The sequence below is a fragment of the Oryzicola mucosus genome (assembly GCF_014534685.1).
Taxonomy (GTDB): domain Bacteria; phylum Pseudomonadota; class Alphaproteobacteria; order Rhizobiales; family Rhizobiaceae; genus Oryzicola; species Oryzicola mucosus.
Genome location: NZ_JACVVX010000002.1, coordinates 498,476 through 514,428 on the forward strand (window position 1 = coordinate 498,476; position 15,953 = coordinate 514,428).

Consider the following 15,953-nt stretch of genomic DNA (forward strand, 5'->3'; position numbering starts at 1 on the left):
GCCATGCTCGCACGTCTTTTCGTTTTTTTCGGTGGTCTTTTCGTCCTGGCGCTGCTCGCGGCGCTGGTCGGGCCGCTTTTCATCAACTGGACGAACTACAAAGCCGACTTCGAAGCGGAGGCGAGCACTATTTTGGGCCGCCCCGTCACGGTCGAAGGCATCTCGTCCGCGCGGTTGTTGCCGTTTCCGTCGGTGACCTTTTCGAACGTTTCTGTCGCGGGCATTGGCGATGGCAAGCCCGCGATGACGGTCGAAACGTTTTCGATGGATGCCGAATTGGCACCGTTCATGCGCGGCGAGTTCCTCATTTTCGACATGCGGCTGGAGCGGCCGACGGCGACAATCCGAGTCGACAAGGACGGCGTCATCGACTGGTCGATCCGGCCCTCGACGCGCTTCGATCCAAAGCAGGTTGCAATCGAGAAGCTGACGATCACCGACGGCACGCTGGTGGTCGAGCGCGGCGCCAGCGGCGCGAGCCATACGCTCTCCGGCATCAACGCCGACGTTTCGGCCAAGTCCATTGCCGGGCCGTGGCGGCTCGACGGCGTGTTTGGACTGGACGGGCGCGGCATGACGTTGTCGGCTTCGACCGGAACCGTCGGCGATGACGGTCAGATGCGTGTCCGGTTGCGGACCCAGGCCTATGGCTCGCCTTTTACAATCGAGACCGATGGCAACGCCGGCCTGACCGAAGGTGCGGGGCGTTATGCCGGCACGTTCAGAGTTCTGACCGCGGTCGACGCTGAAAAAGCATCGGCTGCAGCGTCCAAGTCAAAGAGCGACGACCCCGGCATGCGCCTGAGCGGCGATTTCGCGCTTCGCCATGACGATCTGGCGATCAGCGCTTTTCGTTTCGAGACCGGACCGCTCGACAATCCCTATACCGCCGATGGCAGCGCAGACATCAAGCTTGGCGCCGAGCCGAGCTTCGCCGTGACCGCAAAGGGCGCGCAGGTGCGCTTCGACGAGGCGGTGGGCGGCGACCGCGGCAGTGCTCTGACGATACCCCAGCGGCTCGATGCGCTGGAAAGGACGCTTGTCGGCCTGCCGCAGCCCTCCATTCCCGGCACGGTCGAGGTCAGCCTTCCGGCTGTTGTGGCTGGGGACACGACGGTGCGTGACGTGCGGCTGTCCGCCGAGCCGACCGATGGCGGCTGGCTCATCAAATCCGCCGCAGCAACCTTGCCTGGCCGGACCACTCTCGAGGCGGACGGCTATCTGTCCACAGGTGCCGGCATCGGCTTCAAAGGCAATCTGCTTCTGGCTGTGGCGCAGCCCTCGGGCTTTGCCGCCTGGGTATCGAGCGATATCAACGAGGCGATCCGCCGGCTGCCGGCTGCCGGCTTCAGCGCCAATGTCGACATGACCCGCGCCAAACAGAGCTTCAAGAATGCCGAACTGATCCTTGGCGATGCCAAGTTCACCGGCGAGTTGGAAAGTGCCGAAGGCGGTGACGCTCGGCCGTCGATGAGCCTTCAACTCAGGGGCAATGCGCTCGACCTCGACGGTCTGCGCGCGTTCAGTTCGTTGTTCGTAACCGAAGACGGCCTCAACCGCTTCGGCGAACGCGATCTCGATTTCGACATCGTCGCAGGTCCGGTCACGGTTGGCGGCATGACAGCCGACACGCTCGATACCGCGCTCCGGCTGCGCGAGGGTGTGGTGGAGATCGACCGGCTGTCGATCGGCGGGCTGGGTGCATCGCTCAGCGCCACAGGTCGCGTCAGCGATTTTGCCAGCGCCCCGACCGGCAACATCGACGCTTCGCTGGTGGCTGTCGATCTCGCGCCGCTGATCAAGCTGGGTGCGGCGCAGTTTCCCGACAACCGCCCTTTGCAGGAACTTGCATCCCGTGCCGAGGCGCATGGCGACTTGTTCACCGATGCCCATCTCGACGTGGTGGCCAGTGTGGCTGGCAATGATGACGGCAGCACTGGCCTTGCCCTGAGCGGCCAGGGTGAAGCAGGCGGCTCGAAATTCTCCGTCACCCTGTCGGGCGAAGGCGACCGCGCCGCGCCGCGGGATGCGCCTTTGACCTTCAGCCTTACCGCAAGCAATGACGATGCGACGCAGCTTCTGGCGCTGGTCGGGCTGCAGACCTTGCCGCTTGGCATGACCGGGCGCGGCGCCGTCGATCTCAATGCCAAGGGAACGCTGACCGAAGGTTTGTCGACCACCGCCGCGTTCCGGGGCGACGGCATTACCGCCGATTTTGACGGCAGCGCAGGCTTCGGCGAGCAGGGACCGACCATACGCGGCAAAGTTACGCTCGAGGCTGAGGACATCGAGCCTTGGCTGATGACCACCGGGCTCGGCCTGCCGGGCATGGGTGTCGGCACCGCGCTCAACCTGACGACCGAGGCCGACTATGGCAACGGCCTCTTGGTGCTCAACGAGTTGAATGGCGCGGTCAACGAAGCCTCCGTGGCTGGCGACGTGAACCTAACGGCCGCCGATGGATTGCCGAAGCTGAGCGGGGCGCTGCAACTCGATGAACTGGATATGGCCCCGTTCGCGGCAATGCTCTTGGGCGACCAGATACGCGGGACTGATCAGGCCGCCAGGGAAACGCCTTTCTCGCAAAAATCGGTGGCGCCATTCGCCGCCGATCTCGATATCTCTGCTGGAACGCTTTCACTAGGAACGGCGGCAACTGCCTATGATGCACGGCTTTCGCTGGTGGTCTCGCCGCAGGCGTTGCGGGTGTCGGATGTCACTGCGACTCTTTTCGACGGCAAGTTGACCGGGCTCGCCGAGATCAAGAACGAGGGCGGAACGGGACTTTTGGCAACCCAGTTCAGCCTTGACGGCGTCGATCTGCAGAGTGCGTTGGCCGATTCCGGCCTCAACGGCACTGGCAAGCTCACGGCGTCGCTGACTGCGAGCGGTAAGACGCTGGATGGGTTGTTTGCCAGCCTGTCGGGCTCGGGTACTGCTGCTCTGGGCGATATCGTCATTGACCGGCTCAATCCGGACGCGTTCAAAGGGTTCATCGCCAGCGCCGATGCGGTCGGCCGCGACATTGACGGGGCGCGGGTGGCCGAGTTCGCACCCTCCATCGCCACCGATGGGCGGTTTGCCGCCAAGCCGGTGGATGTGGCCTTCACGGTCGCCGGCGGGGTGCTGCGAATCCCGCCTGTGACATTGGAAAACGCATCCGCTGCGCTGTCGGCGGATCTGCGTGCCGATCTCGCACAGGGTACCATAGCGTCGAGCGGCACCATCTCCTACCAGCCCGGCGACGAAGCGATTCCAGGCTCCGAACCATCCCTGCGATTCACCCTGGAAGGCTCTCTGGTGGATACCGAGCGGCTGTTCGACACCGAACCTTTGGCGCAGTTCCTGACCCAGCGGGCACTGGAAAAAGAGCAGGCTCGGGTCGAGGCGATGCAGGCCGAGCTGCTGGAAAAGCAGCGGCTCAGGCGCGAAGTGCGTTATTTCACCGAGCTCGATGCGCAGCGCAAACGTGCGGCCGAAGAGGCCGCCCGCCGTGAGGAGGAAGCGCGCATCCGCGCCGAGGAAGAGGCGCGGGCGAAAGCGGAGGCGGAAGCCAAGGCAAAAGCCGACGCGGAGGCAAAGGCGCTCGAGGAACGGCGCATCGCCGAGGAAGCTCGTCTTGCAGCCGAAGCCAAGGCGGAGGAGACCCGCCGCGCCGCGGAAGCTAAGGCTGAGGAACAGCGTCGCGCCGCCGAAGCAAAGGCCGCTGCCGAAAAGGACGAGCAGGAGCAGATAGACCGCGCCCCGCAACCCACGCCTTCACCGCAACAGCCACCGGTCGCGCCGCTCAAGCTGGACGGATTGTTTTAAGTCGGAATCTTATTCGCTTTCAGGTCGCTTCCCTCTCACCCAATCCAGCACGAAGACGCGCAGGGCCGACGATAGGTTGGATTGGCGCGGACGGGTGGCGTCGACTTCCGCCACAAGGGCGGCAAGCGGCATCTCGCGCACCGTGGCGATGCGCAGAAGTTCATCGAAAAAGGGTTGTTCGAGCGAATAGCTGGTGCGGTGGCCGCGGATCGAGATCGAGCGCTTCTGAACGCCGGTCATGTGTCGGTGTCGCCGGAATCGGATCTTTCGCGGCGATGCGCGTCGATAAAGCGGGTGGCGTTGTCCGCCTCAAGCCGGTCGCGCTGTTTGTCGGCTTTGGTGCGACCATGCAGCAGACGGTTCTGCTCGGCTGCCGCATCGTGTTCGGCGCGCGCCTTGCGCTTTTTGAACTGCCTGAGATTGACGACATCCGCCATGGCAGGCCGCTGCCTCACTTCTTCCGGAAGGCGTCCAGCGACACGACGTCTGCACCCTTGCCGGACTCGGCCGTGGGCGCTTCGCCCTTCTGGTCGTCATCTTTTTTGGCTGCCGCCGGCTTGCGCTCTGCAGGCGCGGGAACCGCCTTGATCGGCTCGGGCGCCATCGCAATGGGCTGCTCCGCCATAGGTTCGGACTTGACGTCGAATTCGAGTTCAAAATTGACGGAGGGATCGTAGAAGCCACGCACCGCCGAATAGGGGATTTCGAGCTTCTCGGGCACATCGGAGAAGGACAGGCCGATTTCGAAGCCGGTCTCGGTCACCTTGAGGTCCCAATATTGGAACTGGATGACGATGGTCATCTGTTCGGGATAGCGCTCGCGCAGGCGGCTGGAAATACGCACACCGGGCGCGCCGGTCATGAAGGTAATGAAAAAATGATGGTTGCCGGGCAGGCCGGTCCGCGCGACCTCGGCCAGGACCTTACGCATCACTCCGCGCAACGCCTCCTGGGCAAGAATGTCATATCGGATCTGGTCTTCGGCCATGGGTCGGTAAGCACTTCCGGTGAATCGTCGGCTTAGCTGTAATCAAGCTTTGGCCCGGCGTAAACCAGATATAGCGTCGTCATGCCGAGAGGCCAGAGCGGGGCTGCTGGCCGAAGGCACGCAGGAAGGTCTTCACCGCATTGTCTGCGGATATCCGCAATTGCTCCTCGCCCGGATTGTCGCCGAGCATGGTGGAGACGTGCAGATCGGCATTGATCAGCGCGAAGAACTGGCGCGCGGCGACATCCGGGTCGTCCAGTTCGAGAAAACCTGTCAAAGCGAGCCGGGCAAAGCGCGCCGCCAGCGCCGAAGAGACGCGGCCCGGACCTTCTTCGCGCCAATGCCGGAACAGGGCCGGGTAGCGCGAGCCTTCCATCAAGATCATCTTGCGCAGGAATTTGCTGTCGCGGTTACAGATGCAGTTCCGGGTCAAGCGCAGAGCGAACTCGACAAGTTCGGCATGCAGATTTTGAGGACGGTCGGGGAAACTGTCGAGCGTTTCGAAAAAACGCGCATTGGCGCGGTCGGTGATCTCGCGCACGACGGCGATGAAAAGGGTCTCCTTATCGCCGTGATGATTGTAGACGGTCTGGCGCGAGACGCCGGCTTCGGCCGCTATGACGTCGATATTGGCGCCTGCGAAACCCTCGCTGCAAAACACTCTGGCCGCGGCCTCGACGATGGACACCCGCTTGGCGGTCTGGGAGCGACTCTGCAAAACGGTGTCAGTGGCTGTGTCAGCTGTCATGGGTTTATTATATAGTCGTGATTGACGTTTTGGACAAGACTGTCTAAATTCTTGGCCAAGGATGATGGGTCGCACATAATGCGCTGCGTCATTCGTATTTCCAGATCAGGCACCGACAGATCGTGCGGACTTCCAGCGCGGTCGGCCTTTTAGTCTGAACAAAGGTTCGACCCATGTCTTCCAGCTTCCTGCGCACGGCCTTCATTCTTGGTCTGCTTTCGGCAATCGGTCCGTTCGCGATCGACATGTACCTGCCGGCGCTGCCTACCATCGCGGCTGATTTCCAGGTGAGTACCGCCGCCGTGCAGATGAGCCTGCAGATTTTCTTCCTCGCGGTTGCCTTGGGGCAACTGGTGGTCGGGCCGCTATCTGACATGTATGGGCGCAAGGCGCCGCTCTATTTCGGCCTGGCGCTGTTTGCGCTCGGCAGCGTGGGTGCTGCGCTGGCGCCGAGCGTCGAATGGCTGAACGTCTTCCGCTTCATTCAGGGCCTCGGCGCTTGCGCCGGCATGGTCGTGCCGCGCGCCATTGTCCGCGATCTCCATACGGGCAACGATGCGGCGAAGCTGATGTCGCTGCTGATGCTGGTTTTCAGCGTGTCGCCCATTCTTGCGCCGCTGACCGGCAGCTTCGTTATCGAATCCTTCGGCTGGCGTGCGGTGTTCTGGGTGGTGATGGGCGCTGCTTTGCTCGCGATGCTGATGGTGTTTTTCAAGCTGAACGAAACCAGGCCCGCCGAGCAGCGCGTCGGCAGCACGATGTCGAGCGCGGTGGGCAACTATGCGTTTCTCCTGCGCGACCGCTATTTTCTCGGCGTTTCCTTCATGGGCGGCTTCGGTGTTGCCAGCTTCTTCACGTATCTGGCGACCTCGTCCTTCGTGCTGATCGAGCATTACGGCCTGTCGCCGACGGTCTACAGCATGTTCTTCGCCATCAATGCCATCGCCTTCATCGGCAGTTCGCAGTTCACCGCCACGCTGGCCAAGCGCTTCGGCATGAAGCAGGTGGTGCGCGTCGCGGTCACCGGCTACGCGTTGACAATGGTCACGATGCTGGTGGTGTTTGCGGCCGGTGTCGACCGGCTCGACGTGCTGGCGGCGATGCTGTTCGTTGGCTACGGCTTCCTCGGTCTCGTCATCCCGGCGTCATCTGTGCTGGCGCTGGACGATCACGGTACGCGCGCTGGAACCGCCTCCGCGCTGATGGGTACGCTGCATCTGGTATCCGGCGTTGTCGCCATTCTCGTCGTGTCGCTGTTTTTCAACAACACGCCGCTGCCGATGGTGGCGGGCATAGCCGGCTGCTCGGTGATCTCCTTCGTGTTGGCGCAGATCACCCTGCGCCGCCAGCCAGTCATTGCCCAGGCGGCTGCGGAATAAGGGCCGTAGGAGCGTTTGGCGTAACACTCTGAAAAGGTTCATGCTGTAGACTTCCGCCAATTTTGAATGTCCGGAGAGGGCGGTTGAGCGACAGGTTGCAGCGTCCTTCCGACAGTATGGGTCGCTGACGTGACCCGGCTTGGCAATGCGCTGTTTTTCGTGGCCGCGTTCGCGCTGTTCTGGATCACGACGACGCCGTTCCTGGATCTGAGAAATCCGGACGTCCTGCTGCCCCAGGAGGCGGGAAACACCAGCAATCAGGTCGCAGTTCTGCTCGTGCTGTTCATGTCGTGCGTCGTGCTCTGGCAGAACAAACAAGCTGCCCTGACCGCCCTTTCGCCGGCCATGCTATGTGTACTGGCCTGGCAGTTGGTGACGGTCTTCACATCCAGCCATATCGACCTGTCGGTCCGCCGCTATATCCTGCATATCTCGGTTGTTGTCATCACCTTGGCTTGGCTGCTTGCGCCCCAAGACACCCGCCAGTTCCGGCGCCTTTTACGATGGGCGGGGATGTTCGTGCTCGGTCTCGCCTATTTTGGTGTCGTCTTCTTGCCTGAAGTCTCCATCCACAGCGCGAGCGATGTGCTGGAACAGGTCAATGCCGGGGGGTGGCGCGGCCATTTCATGCACAAGAATGTGGCAGGCCCGGCCATGGTCGTGTTGTTGCTCTACTGGCTCTATCTGGCGCAGACGGCGGGAAAGACATCGGCAAAGGCGACCTACTGGGCGCTCGCGGCTCTATCGCTGCTGTTTTTGTATCATACCAACAACAAGACCTCGATCGGGCTTTTGCTCGTGATGTTCGTTCTGGCGTTCGCGATCCAAAAGGCGCGGCTTTTGTCGCTGCAACTGGTTTTGGGCCTCGTCCCGACAGGCTTGATGGCGCTGTTGACTGTCGGCTCGGTCATCTTCAAGCCGGTGGGCGACTGGGCCGAGATGATGCTGTCCGATCCCACCTTCACGAACCGTACCGATGTGTGGCGGTTCGCGCTCGATCAACTGCGGGGTCACATGGTGGCCGGCTTCGGCTTCGAAGCCTATTGGGCCACGTCCGATCTGGTGAACAGTTTCCGCGAGACCTGGGCCAACACCGCCGGTCATGCCCATAACGGGCTCATCAATGTCGCCTTGTCGAGCGGCCTGGTAGGGGCAGGTCTGACGATCTGGTGGCTGGTGCTGAACCCGCTGAGGGATTTTCACAAGAGCCAGCAAAGTGGCAACGATCCGCAGTTGGGACTGTTGTTCCTGCGCATCTGGCTGTTCATGATGCTGTATGCCAATCTCGAATCGCCGTTTTATGTCGGACGCGGCCAGGTCTGGTTCAGTCTTTTGGGCGCGGTGTTCGGGCTGAGGCTTCACGCCCGACTGAAACAGGTGGCTGCGCCGTCATTGCAGAAACCAGTCTCAAGCCCCGCGGCGGGCATGGAGCCAGCGCGGTAACGATCGATCATCCGTCCGAAAGCGTCTCCATCAGGAAGGCTATGCGGTCTGCCACCGTTCCGCGCGGCACCTCGACGCAGTTGTAGCCGTAGCGTGCATAAGTCTGCCGCATCGCGGCCCATGTACGCTCGGCCTCCTCGAAAGACTGTTTCCGCTCGGTGTCCTGGTCGAATATTTCCGGCCATGGCGGCAGCAAAAAAACGGTATCGGCATAGCGGACGGTTTGCGCAGCCTTGTCGACATGGGCGGGAACGGGCAGGCTGCAGAGTTTGAGATAGCCGGCGACATCTGGCACGCCTCGGTCGAAAAAGACCGGGCCGGTGGCTTTCGCGGCAAGCGCATGGGAGCGCATTTCCCACGACAGCATGAGTTCGGCATACAGCGCCCGGTCAGCCCAGGGCAGGGCGGCGCCCGAGATCGAGACCTGATCGCGGATGATGCGGCGCCCAGCCTCTTCGGTGGTGGCAAAGCCGCGGCGGGCGAGCGCCTCGATCAGCGTCGTCTTGCCCGATCCAGGACCGCCGGTCAGGACATGAAAGCGTTCGAAGTCGAAATGCAAGCAATCCTCCATTGGTGGAAAAGCCAGCGGAATGACGCGCGCAAAAACCCTGCGAGCGGATGCCGGCGGGAGATTTTTGGAAACAGTTCGGGAGGGAGAGAAGTGGAGGTTTCTGTTGCCAGGTACCTCCGAACCCCGCCTAAAGGTGCTAACCCGTAGGGCTTGATTCGAGACTATCGCGCCGCATTAAGCAGCGAGACGTGCCTCAGCATAGTTGTCGTTTGCAACTACAAGTTTAGCCCGATAACGGTGGTACAATGCCGGGCAAAAGTCCGATCTTTACACCCTCGTCGATCCTATTTCGCCCCCATCATAAACCGTCGCGAACGGCGGTTTATGGTGGAGGCGCCGGGTACCGCCCCCGGGTCCGAAAGGCTTATTTCATCGGCCGTTTATCACCATAGTCAGACAAGCTGACGCGCCGTATATAGGCGCTGAGCCGGCGCTTGGAAAGAGGGGTGCGCCGGCTTTCCGTCTGGACATGTTGGGGACGACAGCGCATCCGGTTTTGTCTGCGGCGCGGTTCGTTGTATGATCGACTGCCCACACGGACCGAATCCTATGCGCCAGTATCTCGATCTCCTCAGCCATGTGCTCGAAAACGGCTTCGACCGCAGCGACCGCACCGGCACCGGCACGCGCTCGGTGTTTGGCTACCAGATGCGGTTCGATCTGAGCGAAGGTTTTCCGGTGCTGACGACCAAGAAATTGCACCTGAAGTCGATCATCCATGAACTGCTGTGGTTTCTGGCAGGCGATACCAACATCAAATATCTCAACGACCATGGCGTCACCATCTGGGACGAATGGGCCGACGAGAACGGCGACCTCGGCCCGGTCTATGGCAAGCAATGGCGATCGTGGCCGACCAAAGATGGCGGCGAAATCGACCAGATCGCGAATCTTCTCATACAGTTGCGCAGAAATCCTCACTCGCGCCGGCTGATCGTCTCGGCCTGGAACCCTGAAGAGGTGGATCAGATGGCGCTGCCGCCCTGCCATTGTCTGTTCCAGTTTTATGTGTCGGACGGAAAACTGTCCTGCCAACTCTACCAGCGCTCCGCCGACATCTTCTTGGGCGTGCCGTTCAATATCGCATCCTATGCGCTGCTGACGGTGATGGTCGCGCAGGTGGTAGGGTTGAAGCCCGGCGATTTCGTTCACACGCTGGGCGACGCGCATCTTTATTCCAACCATTTCGAACAGGCACGCGAGCAACTGACGCGCAGGCCGAAGGCACTGCCGACGCTGTGGATCAATCCCGATGTGACGGATCTCTTCGCTTTCCGGTTCGAGGATTTCCGTCTGGAGAATTATGCCGCGGATCCGAGCATCCGCGCTCCCATCGCGGTGTGACGTCGGGTAATGGACTTCGGTTGCCGCTGGCGTCATGCATGATCCAGAGGCATGGTAGGCGCTTCGAAGGGGATTAAGGGGGGATGATGTCTCGAACTTCTGTCGCGGCCGCGATGCTGCTTGCAGCCTGTCCCGCATTTGCCAACGATACTACGGCGGTGTTCGAAACCGGTGGGCTGGTGTTCGGTCGTACATTCGATATCGAGATGGTCAAGGAAGACCTATTCATTTCGCAGGAGAAGGTGACGGTCGACTATGTGTTCCGGAATTCGTCGGACAAGGATGTCACCACGATCGTCGCCTTCCCGATGCCGGACATCGAGGCCTCGCCCTATTCCGATGTCGGTATTCCCGACACCGCGAGCGACAATTTCCTCGACTTCTCCGTAGAGATGGACGGCAAGGCGATCGAGCCGAAGCTGGAGCAGCGCGCCTTTGCCGCCAGCATAGATGTGACGGAGGAATTGAAGGCGCACAATGTGCCGTTGCTGCCGTTTGGCGATGCGTCCACGGCTGCGCTGAAGACGCTTTCCGCTGACATCACCGACGACTGGCAGCGCCGCGGCATCGTCATTCCCGACGGCTACAATGACGACATGGACACCATGGTGCCATACTGGAAGCTGCGTTCGACTCATTGGTGGGATGCGACATTCCCGGCCGGGAAGGATGTCGCGGTCTCGCATGTCTACAAGCCGAGCGTCGGCGGCACGGTCGGGACCAGCTTCTATTACGAAGGCAAGTTCCAGCCCAATTTCGTCGGCTACCAGGAAAAATACTGCGCCGACGACACGTTCAAGCGCGCCATCGAACAGGCCACAAAGGCCAACAAGGATGGCTACACGCCCTATACGGAAACCTGGATTTCCTACATTCTGACCACCGGCGGCAATTGGAGCCTCGGCACCATCGGCGATTTCACGCTGACCATCGACAAGGGCGACCCCAAGAATCTCGTCAGCTTCTGCGGCAAGGGCGTGAAGAAGATTGGGCCGACGACCTTCCAGATGAAGGCTAAGGATTATTATCCCGAACACGACGTCGATATCCTGATTATGAAGCCGGCCAATTTCGATGCGCCGGCTGAGGACAATGGCAAATGACCAAAACAGCGATCTATGTTGCCATTGCCGAAAACGGCGTGATCGGTCGTGATAAGGGTCTGCCCTGGAAATTGTCGACCGATCTCAAACGCTTCAAGGCCGGGACCATGGGCAAGCCGATGGTGATGGGGCGCAAAACCTTCGAGAGTATCGGGCGACCGTTGCCGGGCCGGCGGAACATCGTCATCACCCGCAATTCCAAGTTTCGTGCGGACGGCATCGAGACCGCGGCCACGCTGGACGAAGCGTTGAATTGCGCGGGCGCCGGATCCGGCGTCGAAGAAATCTGCATCATCGGCGGTGGAGAGATCTATCGCCAGGTTCTCCCGGTCACCGACCTGCTTTATGTTACGCATGTGCTCGCCGATGTGGACGGCGACACTTTTTTCCCGGCTATCGATCCCGATATCTGGGAGGTGATCGAGAGCGAGGAAGTGCCCGCAGGCGCGACCGATAGCCACGCGACACGCTATAACGTTTACCAAAGACGCCTAAACGCGCATTCAAACAATCTCTAACAAGCCGGTATGCGTTGAAAGCGGGCGTTGGCATCCCTATAGAAGGCTTAAGCGTAGGGAGTTGTGCTGCGGCGCGGCTTGGGTAACGGACTGAAAGGACATTCATGCCCTGGAACAATCAAAGCGGCGGCGGTGGCGGCCCTTGGGGTGGCGGCGGAGGCAATGGCGGCGGCGGTCCTTGGGGGCAGGGACCTCAAGGCGGCGGCCCTCGCGGCCCGCAAGGCTCCCCTCCCGATCTCGAAGACATCATTCGTCGCGGCCAAGACAGGCTGAAGAACATCGTGCCAGGCGGCGCGAGCCCTGCCGTGATCGGCCTGATCGCAGTCGGTGCGGTGGTACTCTGGGCGTTCCAGTCGGTCTACACGGTCCAGCCGGACGAGTTGGCGGTCGAACTTCTGTTCGGCAAGCCGAAGCAGGAGCTGTCGCAGCCGGGCCTGCACTTCCACTTCTGGCCGATTGAAACGGTCGAGAAGGTGTCGACGGCTGAAAAGCTCATCCAGATCGGCGAAGGCCGCGGCTCGACCTCGTCGGGACTGATGCTGTCGGGCGATCAGAACATTGTCGACGTGCGTTTCTCCGTCGCCTATCAGGTCAACGATCCGCAGGCTTATCTGTTCGGCGTCGCCGAGCCCGACGACATGGTGCGCCAGGTCAGCGAGAGCGCGATGCGCGAAGTGGTTGGCCGTCAGCCCGCGCAGGACATTTTCCGCGACGATCGACAAGGCATCGCCGATTCGGTGCGTGATGTCCTGCAGGGCACGCTCGACCAATATGGCGCGGGTCTTGCAATCAACGCGATCTCCATTGAGGACGCAGCGCCGCCGCGTGAAGTTGCCGACGCGTTCGACGAGGTTCAGCGCGCCGAGCAGGACGAAGACCGTTTCGTCGAAGAATCCAACCAGTATTCCAACCAGAAGCTCGGCCAGGCCCGAGGCGAGGCCGCGCAGATCCGCGAAGACGCCGCGGCCTATAAGAGCCGGGTCGTGCAGGAAGCCGAAGGTGAGGCGCAGCGCTTCGTCTCCGTCTACGACCAATATGCCAAAGCACCGGATGTGACGCGCAAGCGCCTGTTCCTGGAAACGATGGAAAAGGTGCTTGGCGGCTCCAACAAGGTGATCGTGGAGCAGGGCAACGGGCAGGGCGTCGTGCCCTATCTGCCGCTACCTGAACTGCAGCGTCGCAACACCACCGAGGGAGCGAACTGATGTCGAATCGTTTTGCTGTCATCGGGATCGCGGTCGTCCTCGGCCTGATCCTGCTTTACTCCTCGGTTTTCGTCGTGACCGCACGACAGCAGGCCATCGTGCTGCGCTTCGGTGAAATTATCGATGTGAAGACCGAGCCGGGCATCTATTTCAAGGCGCCTTTCTCGTTCTTCGGCGCCGACAACGTCCAGGTCATCGAAGACCGCGTGCTGGCCTTCGATCTCGACAACATCCGCGTCCAGGTTTCGGGCGGCAAGTTCTACGATGTGGACGCCTTCCTGGCCTACCGCATCAATGACGCGCGCCGCTTCCGGTCCACGGTGTCCGGCAGCGTCGAACTGGCCGAACAGCGCCTCAAGACGCGCCTCGACGCAGCCCTGCGCCGGGCATACGGCGTGCGCGGCTTCGAATCCGCTTTGTCAGAAGAGCGTGGTTCGATGATGCGGGAAGTCGCGGAGCAGCTTCGCCCGGATGCAACCTCGCTGGGTCTCGAAATCGAGGATGTCCGCATTCGTCGGACCGACCTGACGGCGGAGGTCTCGCAGCAGACCTATGAACGCATGAAGGCGGAACGTCTTGCGGAATCCGAGCGCCTGCGCGCCCGTGGCCGTGAAGCCGCGCAGCGTATCCGCGCCCGTGTCGACCGCGAAGTCGTCGAGATCACTGCCGAGGCTCAGCGTGAAGCCGAGATCGTCCGCGGTGAAGGCGAAGGCGAACGAAACCGCATCTTCGCCGACGCTTTCCAGCGCGATCCGGAGTTCTTCGATTTCTATCGATCGATGACCGCCTACAACAACGCCCTGAGCTCGAACGGCACCACGATGGTGCTCACTCCGGACTCGGAATTCTTCCGCTACTTCCGGGGACCTGAAGGGCTTTCGGGTGCAACGCCACCAGCAGGCGCACCCTCTGGCACGCCTGCTGCAACCGGCGCAGTCCCGCCCGCACCAGCCTCCCCGGCGCCTGCCGCTCCCGCAAACTAAGCGCGGCGGCAGTGCAGGACTTCTTAGCCGCCATAGGCCTCTTCCTCGTCTTCGAGGGATTGGTCTATGGCGGCTTTCCTGCTTTTGCGAAGCGTCTCGCAGCGCAAGCGCAGGACGTTCCCGAAAGCAGCATGCGCATCATGGGAACGGTAGCGGTCGCCATTGGCGTCGGCATTGTCTGGCTCGTTCGGGGATAACGCAGGATTTATCCGCTTCTCCTGGCCAAAGCCGCAAACGCGCCGTATTTGTTTCCATCATGTGCGCCATGCGCCGAGCGCCCCATCCATCCAACGCCGGGAGGCTATCCCTGATGACAACCAGGACCGTGATGCACGCCATGCGAAAGGCATGTCTTGCCGTAACCGTTGCGGCAATGACCGCGACAGTGGCTATACCGAGCTTCGTGACGCCAGCCGCCGCGCAAGGCCCTGAATCGGTCGCCGATCTGGCCGAGGGACTGCTGGGTGCGGTGGTCAACATCTCTACCTCGCAGAACGTGAAGGGCAGCGAAGGCCCCAACACCGTGCCGATGCCGAAGCTTCCCGAAGGGTCGCCGTTTCAGGACTTCTTCGATGAATTCTTCAAGGACCGCCAGGGTGGCCGCGGTGGCGAGGGCGGCTCCCGTAAGGTGCAGTCCTTGGGTTCGGGCTTCGTCGTCGATGCCGAACAGGGCTTCGTGGTCACCAACAACCACGTCATCGCCGATGCCGACGAGATTGAAGTGAATTTTTCCGACGGCTCCAAGCTGAAGGCGGAGCTGGTCGGCACCGACACGCGCACCGACATCGCGGTGCTGAAGGTCGATCCCGCCGGCAAGAAACTGACGGCGGTGAAGTTCGGCAATTCCGACACCATTCGGGTCGGCGACTGGGTGATGGCCATCGGCAACCCATTCGGTCTGGGCGGAACCGTGACTGTCGGCATTGTGTCAGCACGCAACCGCGACATCAATTCCGGACCGTATGACGATTTCATCCAGACGGATGCGGCGATCAACCGGGGCAATTCGGGCGGTCCGCTTTTCAACATGCAGGGCGAGGTTGTCGGCATCAACACCGCCATCATCTCGCCGTCGGGCGGCTCGATCGGCATTGGCTTCTCCATTCCTTCGGCGCTTGCGTCCGGGGTGGTCAACCAGTTGCGCGAGTTCGGCGAAACGCGCCGTGGCTGGCTCGGCGTTCGCATCCAGTCGATCAGCGACGAGATCGCCGAAAGCCTCGGCCTCGATTCCGCCAAGGGCGCACTCGTGGCCGGCATCATGAAGGGCGGGCCGGTCGATAACGGCTCGGTGCAGCCCGGCGACGTCATCATCAAATTCGACGGAAAAGACGTCGATGACACGCGCGACCTGACGCGCATCGTGGCCGAAAGCCCGGTCGGCAAGGAAGTTGATGTCGTTCTGATGCGCAAGGGCAAGGAAGAGACCGTCAAGGTCAAGCTCGGCCGCCTCGAAGACAGCACCGACACCGCCGAAGCCGACGATCAGGATACGGGTGAGGAACAGAACGACGTCGCGCCGACCGCCTCGGTGCTGGGCATGACGCTGACTGAGCTCAACGATGCCTCGCGCTCGGAATTCGGTATCGCCGAGGATGTCTCCGGCGTCGTGGTCAAGGAGGTGGCTGCGGACTCGGCTGCCGCCGAGCGTGGCATCGCTGCCGGCGAGGTGATCACCGAAATCGCTCAGGAGACCGTCTCGTCGCCAAAGGATGTGATCGATCGGATCGAGGCGCTGAAGAAGCAGGGCCGCAAGAACGCGCTGCTGATGTTGGCGGCGAAGTCGGGCGAGTTGCGCTTCGTGACCGTGCGCATGGATTGAGTCGGGAAAGCCGGTTAAGGCACTGAAATAAAACAAAAGGCG

At 61.6% G+C, this 15,953-nt stretch carries 15 protein-coding genes and 1 other RNA gene; 10 read left to right on the forward strand and 6 right to left on the reverse strand.

The genetic code is table 11. The features are described 5' to 3' along the window. The first annotated feature begins 3 nt into the window (after nucleotides 1–3). A complete protein-coding gene (locus tag ICI42_RS08790) occupies nucleotides 4–3,810 on the forward strand; it encodes an AsmA family protein (RefSeq protein ID WP_188164172.1) in 3,807 nt (1,268 codons plus the stop codon). 9 nt (nucleotides 3,811–3,819) lie between these two features. Here the strand turns inward: ICI42_RS08790 and ICI42_RS08795 are convergent, their stop codons facing one another. The 4 genes from ICI42_RS08795 to ICI42_RS08810 all read right to left on the reverse strand — a co-directional run bounded on the left by ICI42_RS08795 (nucleotide 3,820) and on the right by ICI42_RS08810 (nucleotide 5,546). Continuing rightward, a complete protein-coding gene (locus ICI42_RS08795) occupies nucleotides 3,820–4,050 on the reverse strand; it encodes a ribbon-helix-helix domain-containing protein (protein WP_188164173.1) in 231 nt (76 codons plus the stop codon). After that, nucleotides 4,047–4,247 carry a DUF4169 family protein gene (locus ICI42_RS08800; protein WP_188164174.1) on the reverse strand — a complete coding sequence of 67 codons (201 nt, stop codon included), beginning with the start codon at nucleotides 4,245–4,247 and terminating at the stop codon, nucleotides 4,047–4,049. The genes ICI42_RS08795 and ICI42_RS08800 overlap by 4 nt, the downstream gene beginning before the upstream one ends. A gap of 14 nt (nucleotides 4,248–4,261) precedes the next feature. Beyond that, nucleotides 4,262–4,798 carry an SspB family protein gene (locus tag ICI42_RS08805; RefSeq protein WP_188164175.1) on the reverse strand — a complete coding sequence of 179 codons (537 nt, stop codon included), beginning with the start codon at nucleotides 4,796–4,798 and terminating at the stop codon, nucleotides 4,262–4,264. Nucleotides 4,799–4,877: 79 nt separating this feature from the next. Beyond that, nucleotides 4,878–5,546: a TetR/AcrR family transcriptional regulator gene (locus ICI42_RS08810; protein WP_188164176.1), complete on the reverse strand. Its 669-nt coding sequence runs from the start codon at nucleotides 5,544–5,546 to the stop codon at nucleotides 4,878–4,880. Nucleotides 5,547–5,719: 173 nt separating this feature from the next. On the opposite strand from ICI42_RS08810, the gene ICI42_RS08815 reads away from it, so the two are divergent. Then, nucleotides 5,720–6,925, forward strand: coding sequence for a multidrug effflux MFS transporter (locus tag ICI42_RS08815; RefSeq protein WP_188164177.1), 1,206 nt, complete (start codon nucleotides 5,720–5,722; stop codon nucleotides 6,923–6,925). 129 nt (nucleotides 6,926–7,054) lie between these two features. Beyond that, nucleotides 7,055–8,368, forward strand: coding sequence for an O-antigen ligase family protein (locus tag ICI42_RS24110; protein WP_188164178.1), 1,314 nt, complete (start codon nucleotides 7,055–7,057; stop codon nucleotides 8,366–8,368). A 7-nt stretch (nucleotides 8,369–8,375) separates the two neighbouring features. On the opposite strand, the gene ICI42_RS08825 is transcribed toward ICI42_RS24110, so the two are convergent. Both ICI42_RS08825 and ssrA read right to left on the reverse strand, forming a co-directional pair. Continuing rightward, a complete protein-coding gene (locus tag ICI42_RS08825) occupies nucleotides 8,376–8,927 on the reverse strand; it encodes an AAA family ATPase (protein ID WP_210317054.1) in 552 nt (183 codons plus the stop codon). 101 nt (nucleotides 8,928–9,028) lie between these two features. Then, nucleotides 9,029–9,384, reverse strand: a transfer-messenger RNA (tmRNA) gene (gene ssrA, locus ICI42_RS08830). Between the two features lie 104 nt (nucleotides 9,385–9,488). On the opposite strand from ssrA, the gene ICI42_RS08835 reads away from it, so the two are divergent. The 7 genes from ICI42_RS08835 to ICI42_RS08865 all read left to right on the forward strand — a co-directional run bounded on the left by ICI42_RS08835 (nucleotide 9,489) and on the right by ICI42_RS08865 (nucleotide 15,911). Further along, on the forward strand, nucleotides 9,489–10,283 hold the full coding sequence (locus tag ICI42_RS08835) for a thymidylate synthase (protein ID WP_188164180.1): 795 nt from the start codon (nucleotides 9,489–9,491) through the stop codon (nucleotides 10,281–10,283). Between the two features lie 86 nt (nucleotides 10,284–10,369). Then, entirely contained in the window at nucleotides 10,370–11,386 is a 1,017-nt protein-coding gene (locus ICI42_RS08840) for a DUF4424 domain-containing protein (protein WP_188164181.1), read from the forward strand. Then, nucleotides 11,383–11,904 (forward strand): dihydrofolate reductase, encoded by a 522-nt coding sequence (locus ICI42_RS08845; RefSeq protein WP_188164182.1) that lies wholly within the window; start codon nucleotides 11,383–11,385, stop codon nucleotides 11,902–11,904. Before ICI42_RS08840 ends, ICI42_RS08845 begins: the two co-directional genes overlap by 4 nt. A 104-nt stretch (nucleotides 11,905–12,008) precedes the next feature. Further along, on the forward strand, nucleotides 12,009–13,109 hold the full coding sequence (gene hflK / locus ICI42_RS08850) for an FtsH protease activity modulator HflK (protein WP_188164183.1): 1,101 nt from the start codon (nucleotides 12,009–12,011) through the stop codon (nucleotides 13,107–13,109). Beyond that, nucleotides 13,109–14,092 (forward strand): protease modulator HflC, encoded by a 984-nt coding sequence (gene hflC, locus ICI42_RS08855; protein ID WP_188164184.1) that lies wholly within the window; start codon nucleotides 13,109–13,111, stop codon nucleotides 14,090–14,092. The genes hflK and hflC overlap by 1 nt, the downstream gene beginning before the upstream one ends. An 11-nt stretch (nucleotides 14,093–14,103) precedes the next feature. After that, the gene (locus ICI42_RS08860; protein WP_188164185.1) at nucleotides 14,104–14,289 is read left to right on the forward strand and encodes a DUF2065 domain-containing protein; all 186 of its coding nucleotides are present in this window, start codon (nucleotides 14,104–14,106) and stop codon (nucleotides 14,287–14,289) included. A gap of 140 nt (nucleotides 14,290–14,429) precedes the next feature. Next, nucleotides 14,430–15,911 carry a DegQ family serine endoprotease gene (locus ICI42_RS08865; protein ID WP_407945147.1) on the forward strand — a complete coding sequence of 494 codons (1,482 nt, stop codon included), beginning with the start codon at nucleotides 14,430–14,432 and terminating at the stop codon, nucleotides 15,909–15,911. Nucleotides 15,912–15,953 lie beyond the last annotated feature (42 nt).